At 66.9% G+C, this 14,714-nt stretch carries 13 protein-coding genes and 1 pseudogene; 8 read left to right on the top strand and 6 right to left on the bottom strand.

The genetic code is table 11. From position 1 onward, the window contains the following. Positions 1-205 precede the first annotated feature (205 nt). The 4 genes and pseudogenes from CKO31_RS12480 to CKO31_RS12465 all read right to left on the bottom strand — a co-directional run. A complete protein-coding gene (locus CKO31_RS12480; RefSeq protein WP_200237802.1) occupies positions 206-1,756 on the bottom strand; it encodes a 2-isopropylmalate synthase in 1,551 nt (516 codons plus the stop codon). A 341-nt stretch (positions 1,757-2,097) separates the two neighbouring features. Continuing rightward, positions 2,098-2,532 carry a type II toxin-antitoxin system VapC family toxin gene (locus tag CKO31_RS12475; RefSeq protein ID WP_200237800.1) on the bottom strand — a complete coding sequence of 145 codons (435 nt, stop codon included), beginning with the start codon at positions 2,530-2,532 and terminating at the stop codon, positions 2,098-2,100. Further along, on the bottom strand, positions 2,529-2,816 hold the full coding sequence (locus CKO31_RS12470) for a type II toxin-antitoxin system Phd/YefM family antitoxin (RefSeq protein WP_200237828.1): 288 nt from the start codon (positions 2,814-2,816) through the stop codon (positions 2,529-2,531). The genes CKO31_RS12475 and CKO31_RS12470 overlap by 4 nt, the downstream gene beginning before the upstream one ends. A 95-nt stretch (positions 2,817-2,911) precedes the next feature. Further along, positions 2,912-3,154: pseudogene (locus tag CKO31_RS12465) on the bottom strand (hypothetical protein); the annotation flags it as partial. A 155-nt stretch (positions 3,155-3,309) separates the two neighbouring features. On the opposite strand from CKO31_RS12465, the gene CKO31_RS12460 reads away from it, so the two are divergent. After that, entirely contained in the window at positions 3,310-3,633 is a 324-nt protein-coding gene (locus tag CKO31_RS12460; RefSeq protein WP_200237798.1) for a hypothetical protein, read from the top strand. A gap of 39 nt (positions 3,634-3,672) precedes the next feature. Here the strand turns inward: CKO31_RS12460 and htpG are convergent, their stop codons facing one another. Further along, positions 3,673-5,646 carry a molecular chaperone HtpG gene (htpG, locus tag CKO31_RS12455; RefSeq protein ID WP_200237795.1) on the bottom strand — a complete coding sequence of 658 codons (1,974 nt, stop codon included), beginning with the start codon at positions 5,644-5,646 and terminating at the stop codon, positions 3,673-3,675. 147 nt (positions 5,647-5,793) lie between these two features. Between htpG and CKO31_RS12450 the strand changes: the two genes are divergently transcribed. The 7 genes from CKO31_RS12450 to gorA all read left to right on the top strand — a co-directional run bounded on the left by CKO31_RS12450 (position 5,794) and on the right by gorA (position 13,406). After that, positions 5,794-7,428 (top strand): alpha-D-glucose phosphate-specific phosphoglucomutase, encoded by a 1,635-nt coding sequence (locus tag CKO31_RS12450; protein WP_200237793.1) that lies wholly within the window; start codon positions 5,794-5,796, stop codon positions 7,426-7,428. Positions 7,429-7,648: 220 nt separating this feature from the next. After that, the gene (locus CKO31_RS12445) at positions 7,649-7,804 is read left to right on the top strand and encodes a hypothetical protein (RefSeq protein ID WP_200237790.1); all 156 of its coding nucleotides are present in this window, start codon (positions 7,649-7,651) and stop codon (positions 7,802-7,804) included. 399 nt (positions 7,805-8,203) lie between these two features. Beyond that, positions 8,204-8,332 (top strand): hypothetical protein, encoded by a 129-nt coding sequence (locus CKO31_RS27235; protein ID WP_274607745.1) that lies wholly within the window; start codon positions 8,204-8,206, stop codon positions 8,330-8,332. A gap of 87 nt (positions 8,333-8,419) precedes the next feature. Next, on the top strand, positions 8,420-9,649 hold the full coding sequence (locus CKO31_RS12440; RefSeq protein ID WP_242475330.1) for an IS110 family RNA-guided transposase: 1,230 nt from the start codon (positions 8,420-8,422) through the stop codon (positions 9,647-9,649). Positions 9,650-10,207: 558 nt separating this feature from the next. Beyond that, the gene (locus CKO31_RS12435; RefSeq protein ID WP_242475329.1) at positions 10,208-10,762 is read left to right on the top strand and encodes a fasciclin domain-containing protein; all 555 of its coding nucleotides are present in this window, start codon (positions 10,208-10,210) and stop codon (positions 10,760-10,762) included. A gap of 259 nt (positions 10,763-11,021) precedes the next feature. Beyond that, positions 11,022-11,756: a glutathione peroxidase gene (locus tag CKO31_RS12430; RefSeq protein WP_200237788.1), complete on the top strand. Its 735-nt coding sequence runs from the start codon at positions 11,022-11,024 to the stop codon at positions 11,754-11,756. 288 nt (positions 11,757-12,044) lie between these two features. Next, on the top strand, positions 12,045-13,406 hold the full coding sequence (gene gorA, locus CKO31_RS12425) for a glutathione-disulfide reductase (RefSeq protein WP_200237786.1): 1,362 nt from the start codon (positions 12,045-12,047) through the stop codon (positions 13,404-13,406). A gap of 145 nt (positions 13,407-13,551) precedes the next feature. Here gorA and CKO31_RS12420 read toward each other — a convergent pair whose 3' ends face one another. After that, complete coding sequence (locus tag CKO31_RS12420; protein ID WP_200237783.1) at positions 13,552-14,706, bottom strand: trypsin-like peptidase domain-containing protein; 1,155 nt, start codon at positions 14,704-14,706, stop codon at positions 13,552-13,554. Between the last annotated feature and the right edge of the window lie 8 nt (positions 14,707-14,714).

The raw sequence follows: 14,714 nt of genomic DNA, 5'->3' as shown, positions 1-14,714 counted from the left end.
TTGATATCTTCGATGTGCTCGGCACTCAGGTTGCTGACCGGGATGCTGCTGGAATCCGGAATCATGGGCTTTGGATCGATATCTGAGAAACTGCGCGAAGTATCTCACATATCGGTATATTCCAAAGCGGAAATCACCTGAGACCTTCTCCCGGCAGCCCGATCTTCGCCTTTTCACCCTTCAAACTTCACCCTTCAAACTTTCCTCAAACGTCGCCGATCTGCGGATGCGCGCGCTCGCGCGGCTGGCTGATCTTGTTGATGGCGTTGAGATAGGCCTTGGCGGAGGCGATGACGATGTCGGTGTCGGCGCCGGCGCCATTGACGATGTGTCCGCCCTGCTCCAGGCGCACCGTCACCTCGCCCTGGGCATCGGTGCCGCTGGTGATGGCATTCACCGAGTAGAGCTTCAAGGTGGTGCCGGAGGCGACGATGGACTCGATGGCGCGGAAGGTGGCGTCCACCGGGCCGCCGCCGGTGGCGCTGCCGCGACGCTCGGCGCCGTCGACGCTCAGCACCACCTCGGCCGCCGGCGTCTCGCCGGTCTCGGAGCACACGCGCATGGACAGGAGCTTGATGCGCTCGTTGGCGGCGTCCTGGGTGGCGATGGTCACCAGGGCCTGGAGGTCTTCGTCGAAGATCTCGTGCTTCTTGTCCGCGAGGTCCTTGAAGCGGCTGAAGGCGGCGTTGAGCTCCTCTTCGGTGTCGAAGGCGATGCCGAGCTCCGCAAGCCGCACGCGGAAGGCGTTGCGGCCGGAGTGCTTGCCGAGCACCATGCGGTTCTGGCTCCAGCCCACGTCCTGGGCGCGCATGATTTCGTAGGTCTCGCGGTGCTTGAGCACGCCGTCCTGGTGGATGCCGGATTCGTGCGCAAACGCATTGGCGCCGACCACGGCCTTGTTGGGCTGCACCGGGAAGCCGGTGATGCCGGCCACCAGCCGCGAGCAGTTCATGATCTGGGTGGTCTCCAGCCGGGTGTCGCAGCCGAAGAGGTCCTGGCGGGTGCGCACGCCCATGACGATCTCTTCCAGCGCGGCGTTGCCGGCGCGCTCGCCGAGGCCGTTGATGGTGCACTCCACCTGGCGGGCGCCGGCCTGCACCGCGGCGAGCGAGTTGGCCACCGCCAGGCCTAGGTCGTTGTGGCAGTGCACCGAGAACACGGCCTTGTCTGCATTCGGGATGCGCTCGCGCAGCTGGGCGATGAGGCTGCCGAACTGCTGCGGCATGGCATAGCCGACGGTATCCGGGATGTTCAGGGTGCCGGCGCCGGCGTCGATGACCGCCTCCAGCACCCGGCACAGGAAGTCGATGTCCGAGCGCCCGGCGTCCTCGGGCGAGAACTCCACGTCGTCGCAATACTGCCGCGCCCGCTGAACCGCGCGCACCGCCTGCTCCACCACCTGGTCCGGCGTCATCCGCAGCTTCTTCTCCATATGGATGGGGCTGGTGGCGATGAAGGTGTGGATGCGCCCGCGCGCGGCGCCCGCCAGGGCCTCGCCGGCACGGTCGATGTCCTTGTCCAGGGCCCGCGCCAGGCCGCAGACGGTGCTGTCCCGAATGCTCTCGGCGATGGTCTTGACGGCCTCGAAGTCGTCGGGGCTGGCAACCGGAAAGCCGGCCTCGATGACATCCACCCGCAGCTTCTCCAGCGCCCGGGCGATGCGCAGCTTCTCGTCCTTGGTCATGGACGCGCCCGGGCTCTGCTCGCCGTCGCGCAGGGTGGTGTCGAAGATGATGAGTTGGTCGATGAGGCTCATTGGTCTCCTGTCCTCCGGCGCAAGAGCAGCGTCGCGGGTGGGTGCCGGCTGTCCGGGATCAGCCCGCATTCTGGCATGTTCGGCGCCGCGTGCCACCCACCGCCGGCGGTGGGGACGGTTGGGGTGCACAGATGTCGCGAGCAGACGACTAGCGAAGGCAAGTCGACTGCACCGGCGTGATCAGCACCACCTGACCAGGTCATCGCGCAATCCGCCCGCGAGCAGCCGCGACAGCGCCAAGGTGGCAGGCGCTGATACGGCCGACAGCCTCGAGCGCGACGCCGATGATCCGCCGTTCTGGCCAACCAACGGGTGCCCGCGTCAACAAACCGACCGGCCTGCTAGGAGGCGGACTGTCGCCAGGGGTTGCAGACGGGAACTCCCGCCGCCTCGAAGTCGGCCGTGTCTCTGGTGACCACGGTGACCCCGTGGTGCGCCGCGCTCGCCGCGATCAGCACGTCCGGATGGCTGAAGGTGTGGCGGCGCCTGCGCCCGGACTCGATGATGAGCCGCCATTGCAGCAGGGTGTCTTCGCACAGGGGCAGGATGCGGCCTTGGAACATGGGCCGCAGGCGATGGTCGAGCCAATGGGTCAGAGCGGCGCGGCGCTCGGCGTCGTCGAGCAGCTCGATGCCGTAGCGGATCTCGGCGAAGGTGACGGTGCTGACGTGAAGTTGGTGCAGCGGCTGGGCGGCGACGAAGTCGATCACCGCGGGCGCCGGCTGTTTGCGCCGCAGCTCGGACAGGATGTTGGTGTCCAGCAGCCAGCCGCTCACAGCGCGATATCGCGCACTGGGCCACGGCTCTTGGCGTGCTCGAATTCGACCTCGTCGAGGTCGGCCTCGGCGAGCAGCCGGATCAGGGCGTCGCCCATGGGCTCGCCGCGCAGGCGCCGGTAGTCCTCCGCGGACAGGACCACGGCCTTCTCCTTGCCGTTGACGGTGACATGCTGGGGGCCGGCCTCGCCGGCGAGCCGGACGAGCTCGCTGAAGCGGGCCTTGGCGTCCTGGAGCTTCCAGGGGCCGCGGGGCTCGGCAATTTGGGATGGGGGTTCGCTCATGGTCAGGAACGAGGGTCTGGTCAGCTTGACCAGATCGTAGTCCCTGCCTCCCGCTTCCGCAAGCCCCATAGGTCTGAGCTTGGGCGCCAAGACCTTGCGCGCGAGCAGCAGATCCACCAGAAAGGTCGGCGTCGCGGTCTCGAGCCACCAGGGGCGGAACTGGCGGGCTTCGAACAGCAACAGCGCGTCGAAGGGTTGTAGGCCGCCTCGTCGGTCCAGTTGTAGCTGTTGTACCAGTCGCGGACCTCGGCGCGGTCGAGTCCGTGCAGCTACGGGGCGAAGACCGTCTCCAGGTCGGCCTCGGTATAGCCGCAGATGGCCGAGTAGCGGGCATCGAGGAAGTGGCGTAGCGCACCCGCTTCGTCGCGCGCTTGTACCGGCTGATGGGCGAGCGGCGCATCGATGTGCTGCTGGTGCCGGCGTGCGAACCGGACATGCGCCCGGTGGAAAAGGCGGCACGCCGTAATGGACAGCTGCTTGTGCAGGTGGCGCCATGACGCAAGTCGACCCGCTCGTGACCGCCATTTGGGAAGGAGGCCGGCACCTGGCCGTGCTGGAGCAGGCCTTGGGCGACTGGCAGACGGCGCCGGCCGCTCACTTGGCCGAGCTGGATGCCGACGCAGACAAGCTGCGGTTGCCGGACCAGCTCCTGTTTCGCTTCACCAAGCTCCAGGACGCCATGGGCGCCCGCCTGGTGCCGGCAGCCCTCGCGGCCCAGAAACACGCGAAAAATGGCGGCTTTGTGGCCAGATCAGGCCCTTTCGCGCTTTTTGCGTGCTTCGTAGCTCCTTTCCAGGGGGCGGCCGCGCGCGCCTGACACAAGGCGCGCTGGTTGAGCAGGACGCGCGGCGCTCCGTCAGCCCCCGCGCATGAACATGCTCATCATGAGCTTGTTGAGGCGGCCGACGAAGGCGGCGGGGTCGTCCAGCTGGCCGCCCTCGGCGAGCTGGGCCTGGTCGAACAGGATCATGCCGAGGTCATTGAACTTGGTCTGGTCCGACTCGGCCTCCAGGCGCTTCACCAGCGGGTGGTCCAGGTTCACCTCCAGGGTCGGCTTCATGTCCGGGGCGTCCTGGCCGACGGCTTTGAGCACGCGGGCGAGGTTGGCGCTCATGTCGTGCTCGCCGACGACGATGCAGGCGGGGGAGTCCACCAGGCGGGTGGAGGCACGGACCTCGCTGACCTGCTCGCCGAGGGAGTCCTTGAGGCGCTTCAGCAGGTCTTCGTGCTCCTTCTCGGCCTGCTCGGTCTTGTCCTTGTCTTCCTGATCAGCCAGCTCGCCGAGATCCAGCTTGCCCTTGGTGACGGACTGCAGGTGCTTGCCCTGGTACTCGTGCAGGTGCGAGACCAGCCATTCGTCCACCCGGTCGGAGAGCAGCAGAACCTCGACGCCCTTCTTTTTGAACACCTCCAGATGCGGGCTGTGGGCGGCGGCGGCGTGGCTATCCGCGGTGATGTAGTAGATGTCCTTCTGGCCGTCCTTCATGCGCTCGATGTAGGTGTCCAGCGACACCGTCTGCGCGCTGCCCTCCGACGCCGTGGTGGCGAAGCGCAGCAGCCCGCCGATGCGCTCGCGGTTCTGGAAGTCCTCCGCCGGGCCCTCTTTCAGTACACGGCCGAACTCGTCCCAGAAGGTCTGGTACTTCTCGGGCTCGTCGCGGGCCATGGACTCCAGCAGCGAGAGCACGCGCTTGACGTTGGCGCCGCGGATGGTGTCGATTTTGCGGTTGTGCTGCAGGATCTCGCGGGAGACGTTGAGCGGCAGGTCGTCGGAGTCCACCACGCCCTTGACGAACCGCAGCCAGTGCGGCATCAACTTGTCCGCCTCGTCCATGATGAACACGCGCTTCACGTAGAGCTTCACACCGTGCTTTTGGTCGCGATCCCAGAGGTCCCAGGGGGCGCGCTTGGGCAGATAGAGCAGCGCGGTGTACTCGTTGGTGCCCTCGACCCGGTTGTGCGCCCAGGCCAGCGGCTCGTCGAAGTCGTGGGAGATATGCTTGTAGAAGGCCTTGTACTCATCCTCTGAGATGTCGGCCTTGTTGCGCATCCACAGCGCCGTGCCTTTGTTGACCTGCTCGAATTCCGGCGCCTTGGCTTCCTTCTCCTGGTCTTCGCCCTCCTTGTCGGTGTCCGTCTCGAAGTCTTCCTTCTCCATCTCCACCGGCATGGCGATGTGGTCGGAGAACTTGCCGATGATGGTGCGAAGCCGCCAGGGCTCCAGGAACTCCTGCTCGTCCTCCTTCAGGTGCAGGATGACGTCGGTGCCGCGGCCGGGCTTCTCGACGGTCTCCAGCGTGTAGCTGCCGCGGCCGTCGGACTGCCAGCGCACGCCGTGCTCCGACGTCAGGCCCGCGCGGCGGGAGATGACGGTGACCTTGTCGGCGACGATGAAGCTGGAGTAGAAGCCGACGCCGAACTGGCCGATCAGCTCCTCGCCGGCGGCTTCGCCTTTATCGGCGTCGCCTTGCTCGGCGGCGCCCTGTGCGGCGCGCAGGGCTTCCGCGAACTGACGGGTGCCGGAGCTGGCGATACTGCCGATGGTGTCGATCATCTCCTGGCGGTTGATGCCGATGCCGTTGTCGGAGACGGTGATGGTGCCGGCGTCGGTGTCCACCAGCACCCGCACGCGCAGGCTCGGGTCGTCTTCGAGCAGCTGCTCGTCGGTCAGCGACTCGAAGCGCAGCTTTTCGGCGGCGTCGGAGGCGTTGGAGATCAGCTCCCGCAGGAAGATCTCCTTGTTGGAGTAGAGCGAGCTGATGACCAGGTCCAGGACCTGGCTCACCTCGGCCTTGAATTCTAGGGTTTCCTTGTGGGCTTCGACGGTCATGGGTCTCTTCGGTGTCTGGTTGCTGTCGAATGGGGGTGGCGCGCCGGGCGTCACTGCGGGCTGATGCCGTAGAATCGCAGCTGCGACGGCGCTCCAAGCGCCGCAGTCCATGTAGGCATACCTGCGCGAAATCAAGGGGAATCGGGGATGGCAGCCACGCAAGTCAGCACCACGCCGTTCGACGGGCAGAAGCCCGGCACGTCCGGCCTGCGCAAGAAGGTCAAGACCTTCCAGCAGCCACATTATCTGGAGAACTTCGTCCAGGCCATTTTCGATACCCAGCGCGGCCTCGCCGGCGGCACGCTGGTGCTCGGCGGCGACGGGCGCTTCTACAATCGCGAGGCCATCCAGACCATCCTGCGCATGGCCGCCGCCAACGGCGTCGCGCGGGCGCTGGTGGGCCAAGGCGGCATCCTATCCACGCCGGCGGCGTCCTGCATTATCCGCAAGTATCAGGCGCAGGGCGGCATCATCCTGTCCGCGAGCCACAACCCGGGCGGGCCGGACGAGGACTTCGGCATCAAGTTCAACATCGACGCCGGCGGGCCGGCACCGGAGTCGGTCACCAACGCCATCTTCGAGCGCACCGCCAGTATCGACCGCTATCTGATCAGCGACGCCGGTGCCGTGGACCTGGATGCGGTGGGCGAGCAGGCGCTCGACAATATGCAGGTGCAGGTGCTGGACCCCGTGGCGGACTATGCGGCCCTGATGGAGGAGCTGTTCGACTTCAACGCCATCCACCAGCTCTTCAACTCCGGGGGTTTTCGCATGTGCTTCGATGCCATGCACGCCGTCACCGGTCCCTATGCGGTGGAGATCCTGGAGAACCGCCTGGGCGCGGAGCCCGGCACGGTGATGAACGGCAAGCCATTGGAGGACTTCGGCGGCGGCCATCCGGACCCGAATCTGCTGCACGCGCACGACCTGGTGGCCCTGACCCAGGGCGCCGCGGGGCTCGACTTCGGGGCCGCCTCCGACGGCGACGGTGATCGCAACATGATCCTCGGTCAGGGCTTCTTCGTCACGCCCAGCGACAGCCTCGCGGTGCTCGCGGCCAACGCCCATCTCGCGCCCGGCTACAAGCAGGGCATCGCCGGCGTGGCGCGCTCCATGCCCACCAGCCAGGCGGCGGACCGGGTGGCCGAAGAGCTGGGGGTGGAGTGCTTCGAGACGCCCACGGGCTGGAAGTTCTTCGGCAACCTGCTGGATGCCGGGCGCATCACGCTCTGCGGCGAAGAGAGCTTCGGCACCGGCTCCGCCCACGTGCGCGAGAAGGACGGGCTCTGGGCGGTGCTATTCTGGCTGAACCTGCTGGCGGTCAAGCGCCACTCCGTAGCCGAGATCGTGCGCGAGCATTGGCGGCGCTTCGGGCGCAACTTCTATACCCGCCACGACTACGAAGGGGTGGACGCCGCCGCCGCCGGCGAGCTCATGGACCACCTGCGCATCCTGCTGCCGGATCTGCCCGGCAAGCGCCTGGGCGCGCTGACGGTGGAGTACGCCGACGACTTCAGCTACACCGACCCCATCGACGGCAGCACCGCCGCCCATCAAGGCATTCGGGTGGGCTTCGCGGGCGGCTCGCGCATCGTCTTCCGGCTCTCCGGCACCGGCACCCAGGGGGCGACCCTGCGGGTTTACATCGAGCGCTACGAGCCCGACCCGGCGCTGCACGACCAGCCGGTGCAGGAAGCGCTGGCGCCGCTCATCGTCACGGCGCGGGAGCTCGCACAGATCGAGGCGCGCACCGGGCGCCGCGAGCCGGACGTGATCACCTGAAGCGGCGGCCGGATACCGCAGTGTCGGGGTGGCGTCGCCTGAGCGCGCTCGCTCCAGCGCCTAAGCCGGCTAAGTCCCCAAGGTTTGTGGTCTTGTAATTGGCGGCGACGGGTGTAATGTCCAGCGTGTCGGCGACGACCGATCGTCCAACGTTTGTCCAGATCCATACATCGGGCCGCATTCATTGGGCCGGTCCGATCAAACTCAAAGGTGCTAGACCATGACCAAGACCACCCTCACCTTCGCCACCGCCCTGCTGTTTGGCCTGATGCTGTCCGTCGGCGGCGCCGTCGCCGGTGACGGCAAGAGCTGCGGCGGTAAGAAGAAGGACGGCGACACCGCCCTCATCGAGATGCCTGCGCGCCCGCTGGCCTAACAGCAGCCGAAACCGGGCCGACGCGCGGCGCGCGATCGACCTGCGCCGTCGGAGGGCTGGCTCCCGTCGCCCTCCTCGGCGCTAACGCGGCCGCAAGGTCGACGCGTCTCAAGCCCCAGCGATGTTGTCGCTGGGGCTTTTTTGTGTGTGGGGGAAGCGGGCCGTGCGCCGGGCGGCCGTGCTGGCGCTTCAGCCTAGATCCGGATTCGAGCCACGAAGAGCACGAAAGGGGCTCAGACCACAGGGCTGCGGCAGCACGGCAATGCCGCACAAGCCCGCGGGTAGAATCTATGGGCGTGTCGAGGTTTTGGACGTTGTTTTCGGCAGCAGTGAACAGAATTTGTCAATGTAGGCGGTATTCTCCGCCGTGATGACCCGATTGCCCAACGGAGGCTCTCCATGTCGCTGCGTCACTCCACGCTCGCCACCGCTTGTCTGCTCGCGCTCGGCCTCAATGCATCTGCCATCGGTGATGCGCTCGCCGGTGATGGTTGCGCCCGGATGCAGGCCCAGGCCGCTCAGACATGATGTTTTGACCTGCCCGTCCTCAACGTCCGTGGGTTATGTTGAGGACGGACATCCATCGACACAGAGCCACCTTGAGGGGGGCAGGTCATGCAAGAGTGTAACGTAGCAGCAGGCAAGATTGAGACGGCATCGTCGCAGGTGGCGTTGTCGGCGGCGAGCGGGCAAGGGGCGGCGAAGCAGTACGCGGCCTACATCGGTCTGGACGTGCACAAAGAGACGATTGCCGTGGCGGTGGCCGAGCCCGGGCGCGGCGAGCCGATCTACCGCGGGGAGATTGCCAACACGCCGAAGAAGGTCGAGCGGCTCATCGCCAAGCTGAGCGAAGCGTATGACGGTGGACTGCTGCTGTTTTGCTACGAGGCCGGGCCGTGCGGCTACGGGCTCTACCGCCAGCTCATCGCCAGCGGCCACGACTGCCAGGTGGTCGCGCCCTCACAGATACCGAAGAAAGCGGGCGAGCGCATCAAGACCGACCGGCGCGATGCGCTCAAGCTTGCGCGTCTGCTGCGCAGCGGGGATCTGACGGGGGTGTGGGTCCCCGACCAAGAGCAAGAGCGCATGCGCGATCTCAGCCGCGCGCGTGACGATCTCAAGGCGCAGGAGCGCAAGGCGCGCCAGCAGCTCAACGCCTTCCTGCTGCGTCACGGCCAGCATTGGCCGAAGGGCAAGAGCCGCTGGACGCCGGCACACGAGAACTGGCTGGCGGCATTGAAGCTGGACGATCCCTGGCAGCAGGTGGTGCTGCAGACCTACATCGACGCCGAGCGCGCCGCCGGCGAGCGGGTGGCCCAGCTTAACGATCAGCTCATGCGCGCGCTGCCCGAGTGGTCGCTGGCGCCGGTGGTCGACTCTCTGGTGGCGCTGCGCGGCATCGACAAGCTCGCCGCCATCGTGCTGCTGGCCGAGCTCGGCGACATCAGCCGCTTCGACTCGCCCAGGCAGCTGATGGCCTTCCTCGGACTAGTGCCGAGCGAGCACTCCTCCGGCGGGCGCCGGCGCCAAGGGGCGATCACGCTCACCGGCAACAGCCACGCCCGGCGCATGCTCATCGAATCGGCTTGGAGCTACCGCTTCCCGGCACGCCAGACCAAGCATCTCAAGGCCAAGGCCAGCAATGCCTCGCCCGCGGCCAAGCAGATCGCTTGGAAGGCGCAGGTGCGCCTATGCGGGCGCTATCGCACCCTGACACGGGCCGGCAAGAACACCAAGCTGGTGTGCGTGGCCATCGCCCGTGAGCTGGCCGGGTTCCTCTGGGACATCGTGCGCCAAGAGATGCCGCGGCTCACGCCGGCGCAAACGCCCGCGACGAGCGCCTGATGGGCGGCCATGGACCATCCCCTCGCGGCGGTGGTGAAACCCGCCTGATTGGGCGATGAAACAGCGCACAGACACATTGACTCAGGGCATCCGCGGCCGGTGTGGAGAACCCTTGTTGGGGCTATATCGGCGGCGTACGGGAGAATCCCTCAACGGGCATCCCGCACGTCGATCCCTGCTCTTAGAGAAAGGCCAGCTCCGCGACGCAGTGAAGTCCGGTGGTACCCAATCCACGCATATCAGCATGATCCACCGTCGCAATCTGCCGCCGGGTGTCCTGAGCCAATGTGTTTGCCGCAACGCCGTCGTCGGCCTGTGGATATGTGGACGAGTCCGCATCCCTGCGGACCGGCCCGAGCTAAAGCCGTGTGGGCAACCTATGGACCGCGCCGACACGTCGGCGCGGCCCACAGGTTGCCCACACTCTCGGGCCTCTCGCCCACATACCCACAGGCCCTGCAACAAACTGTTTCAAACAAAGAAAGAAGAGGTCGTCTAACGCAACTCAGCGCCAATCATTGACAGGTCAAAACATATCAGCCCCTTGGGCAGGCATCGATGTCCTACGGCCACGCCCACAGCCCGCTGCCGGGCATACCGGCTGGGGCGCAGCGTATGCCCGCCCGCGGCGCACCCATGCTGCATCCGACCGTGTACTGGGGTGTGCAGCCGGCGCGGCCGGTGCAGGCGTCCACCGCTGGCGATGTGCCCGCCGGAGATATCGTCGACGTCGCTGTCGGCGCCGGCAGCTTCGACACTTTAGTGCAAGCCGTGCAAGCCGCCGGACTGGTGGACACCCTGAAGGGTGACGGGCCCTTCACGGTGTTCGCACCCACGGACGAGGCCTTCGCCAAAATCCCGGAGGACCAGCTCGAGGCCCTGCTAGCGGACAAGGAAGCGCTCACGGCGGTGCTGACCTATCATGTGGTCCCGGGCAAGGTGATGGCCGCCGACGTGGTGAATCTGGACAGCGCCGAGACGGTGCAGGGCGGCAGCATCGCCATCGACACGACCGACGGCGTCAAGGTCGACGGCGCCAAAGTCGTGAAGACCGACATCGCTGCGAGTAACGGCGTCATCCACGTCATCGACCGCGTCATCATGCCCAACTGACGGCGGGACGCCGCGGGCTACCGCTCGCGGCTGCGCCTCTGTATACAGCGCGCCGGCGCGGTCTCCCGTGCGGCGCGCTTTGTTTTGGCCGGTATTATTGTCGCGGACGATGGGAAGGCCCTTTATCCATCGGCCTATCCAATCGACCCTATCTGAAGATCCCATTTTGCACACTGGGGCGCAGCCCGCATCATGTGCTGGTCGGCGCGGCGAAGCCCGCACGACGATCGCCAATTTTCCCAACCCGGAGTCACACACCATGCTGCAAGATCGCACCGGTCAAACCGTCCCACAGGTCACCTTCCGCACCCGTCAGGGCTCGGACTGGGTGGACATCACCACCGACGAGCTGTTCAAGGGCAAAACGGTCATCGTCTTCTCCCTGCCCGGCGCCTTTACGCCGACCTGCTCCTCGACCCACGTGCCGCGGTTCAACCAGCTGGCGCCGGCCTTCAAGGCCAACGGCGTGGATGACATCATCTGCATGTCCGTCAACGACGCCTTCGTCATGAACGCGTGGAAAGAAGACGAGAACGCCGATAACCTCACCTTCATCCCCGACGGCAACGGCGAGTTCACCGAGGGCATGGGCTTGCTGGTGGACAAGGACGATCTGGGCTTCGGCAAGCGCTCCTGGCGCTACTCTATGCTGGTGAAGGACGGCGTCATCGACAAGATGTTCATCGAGCCGGAGGAGCCGGGCGATCCCTTCCACGTCTCCGACGCCGACACCATGTTCGCCTATGTTGCGCCGAGCGCCAACAAGCCGGCGGACATTACCGTCTTCACCCGCCCGGGCTGCCCCTTCTGCGCCAAGGCCAAGACCATGCTGAACGACGCGGGCATGCAGTTCGAGGAGCTGGTGCTGAACAAGGACTACACCGAGGAGACGCTGCGCGCCGTCGCCGGCGCCACCAGCGTGCCCCAGGTGTTCGTCAACGGTCAGAAGGTCGGCGGCTCCGACGATCTCGAGAAGTGGATGGCCAGCCGCTAAGGCGCTGGCAGCAGCAGCGTGTCGCCCGCGGCTGGTGCCGCGGGGGCCGCCGCGGGCAGCCCCAGGTCTGCCCGCCCCTGATCGTGTCGGCACAGGGCGGTGCCGGCGCCGCGGCCGTGTCGACGTAACCAAGCGCTCAGCAGACGGCACCGCCCGCCGCACGCACCTTTGCGGCAACGCATTGCCGCAGGGTTGGCGGCACAGCTTCAATATGCAGGTATTCCAATCCCACTTCCCGCGCGCGACGCTTCGCTTCCGGCGCGCGCATTACAGCTCCGGAGACAGGCCATGGACACCCACTTCGACCTGATTGCCATCGGTGGCGGCAGCGGCGGTCTCGCCGTCGCCGAAAAGGCCGCCGCCTTCGGCGCGCGCGCCGCCGTCATCGAGCGTCACAAGCTCGGCGGCACCTGCGTCAATGTCGGCTGCGTGCCGAAGAAGGTCATGTGGTACGCCGCCAATCTGGCCGAGGATGTCCGTCACGCGCCCGAGATGGGGATCAAGACCCGGCTCGAAGGTATCGACTGGGCTGCCTTGGTGGCCGGGCGCGAGGGCTTCATCGGCGGCATCCTCGACTTCTGGAACGGCTATGTGGAGGGCGAGGGCATTGCCCACATCCAGGGCGAGGCGCACTTCGTGGATGCGCATACCCTGGAGGTCGACGGCACGCGTTACACGGCGGACCACATCGTCATCGCCACGGGCGGTCGGCCCATCGTGCCGCCGGTGCCGGGGGCCGAGCTCGGCATCACGTCCGACGGCTTCTTCGAGCTGCAAGAGCAGCCGAAGCGGGTCTGCGTGGTCGGCGGCGGCTATATCGGCGTGGAGCTGGCGGGCGTGATGCGCGCGCTGGGCTCGGAGGTCACCGTGGTGGCGCTGGAGAGCCGCGTGCTGGAGACCTTCGACCCCATCGTCAGCGAGACGGTCGTCTACAACATGACCCAAGACGGCATCGACATGCACCTGCCTTTTGCCGTCGGCGCCCTGGAGCGCCGGGACGATGGCATCGCGGTCATAGGCAAGGAGCACCAGGTCCTGAGCGGCTTCGATACCGTGCTCTGGGCCGTTGGCCGACGGCCGAATACGGAGCACCTGAGCCTGGAGGCGGCGGGTGTCGACGTGCTGCCCAACGGCGTCGTGCCGACGGATACCTTTCAGAACACCAACGTCGCCGGCGTCTACGCCCTCGGCGATATTACGGGCAGGGCACCACTGACGCCGGTGGCCATCGCTGCCGGGCGGCGGCTCGCCGAGCGGCTGTTCAACGACCAGCCCAATCGCCGTCTGGACTACGACAACATCCCCACCGTGGTGTTCGCACATCCGCCCGCGGGTGCCGTCGGCCTCACCGAAAGGGATGCGCGCGAGTCGGGCGAGCGGATCACCATCTACCAGACCAAGTTCCAGCCCATGCGCTACGCGCTGAGCCACAAGGGGCCGCGCACGGCCATGAAGCTGGTCTGCGCGGGTGACGAAGAGCGCGTGGTGGGCATCCATATGGTGGGCGACGGCGTCGACGAGATGCTCCAGGGCTTTGCGGTAGCGGTGAAGATGGGCGCCACCAAGGCCCAGCTCGACGACACCGTCGCCATCCACCCGGTGAGCGCCGAGGAGCTCGTGACCCTGAAGGACCCGCATCCGGAGAGCTGATGCGGCATCGATCGCGCGGCGCCGAGCTGCCGGCTAATGCCGGCCCTGCTGCCCCCGGCCCAGCTGCGCCAGGCAGTCTGCCGCGACACACGCCACGCCGGCGCCCCCACACTGTGCCGGCCGGCAGGCACGATATGTAATCGGCTCAGGGCGGGGCGGACATCCGCTCGTGCTGCACCTCGCGCCACGCCCGCAGGTCCGGGAATTCGGCGAAGGCGGCCTCGATGGGAATGGCAAGCCCGAAGCCGCGGGCTTTGATGTCCGCCTCCGCCGTGGCCTTCCAGGTATTGATGCCGATGGCGGAGCCTTCTTCGGTCACGAGCGGCCCGCCGCTGCTGCCGGGCAAGATGCGTGCGTCCGTGACCAGCATGTCTTCGCGGCGCCCGGTATAGATCCCGGCCGTGACCGTGTCCTTGATCCCGAGCGGGCTGCCGATGGCGTAGACGCGTTGGGTCTGATGCAGCCGCGTGCTCGGCGTCGGTCGGATGAAGGGCGTGGTATAGCCGGACACGCGCAGCAGAGCCAGGTCATGCTGCTCGCTCACATCCACCAAGTCCGCGCTCATGCGCTCCCCGTCCTTGAGCTGAATCTCGAACGCTTGCTGTATCAGGGCCGCGTTGCGCTGCATTTCCAGCTTCCGTTTCGCCTGCCGATAGTCCCGGGAGCGCTCGCGGAAAATGCGCTTCCCCCGATCATAGTCCCCGGGGTCAGAGAATCGGTCCCGCGGCAGGGACAGCCGCTGCTCCATAGCGTCCAGCTGCTCCTTGAGGGCCGCGAGCGCGGCACGCTCTTCGGCGGCCCAGTCGGGCGGCGGCCGCACCACATGGCGGTTCGTCAGCAGCAGCCCGTCGTCGGTGACGAAGAAGCCGGAGCCGGTGCCGATCTGCGAATGCACCGTGACCACCGCCAGGCTGCTGCGCTCCACCGGTGTCACCGGCTCGAAATGCCGTGCCAGGCGCGCGTCGAGGCGGCGCGGATCCGCCGGCTTTGCTGGCAGGGCTACTTCGGCGCCGGCGGGCGGCCTGCCCTGCGAAGGTTGCGAAGGTTGCGGAGGGGGGGTTGACTGGCGAGTCTCGGGCAGTGGCTGGACCCGCACCCGCGGCTCACCGGGGGCCGTCGACTGTCCTGAATGCGTGCGCAGCTGCTCCTGCGGCGGCGGACGGTCAGAGAACACCCAGCTGCCGTTTGCATCCCGATAGCGATAGATCTCGGCGGCGGCACTCGCCGCCAGCAAGGCCAGCACCGTTGCCAGCCCTGCGGCGCGAGCGAGCGGTGGTGTGGGCCGGCGTCGGGGCGTCATCCCGCCGC

Source organism: Thiohalocapsa halophila (assembly GCF_016583825.1).
Lineage (GTDB): Bacteria > Pseudomonadota > Gammaproteobacteria > Chromatiales > Chromatiaceae > Thiohalocapsa > Thiohalocapsa halophila.
The sequence above is the reverse complement of the archived record's forward strand: the minus strand, read 5'-3'. Positions and strand labels throughout refer to the sequence as shown.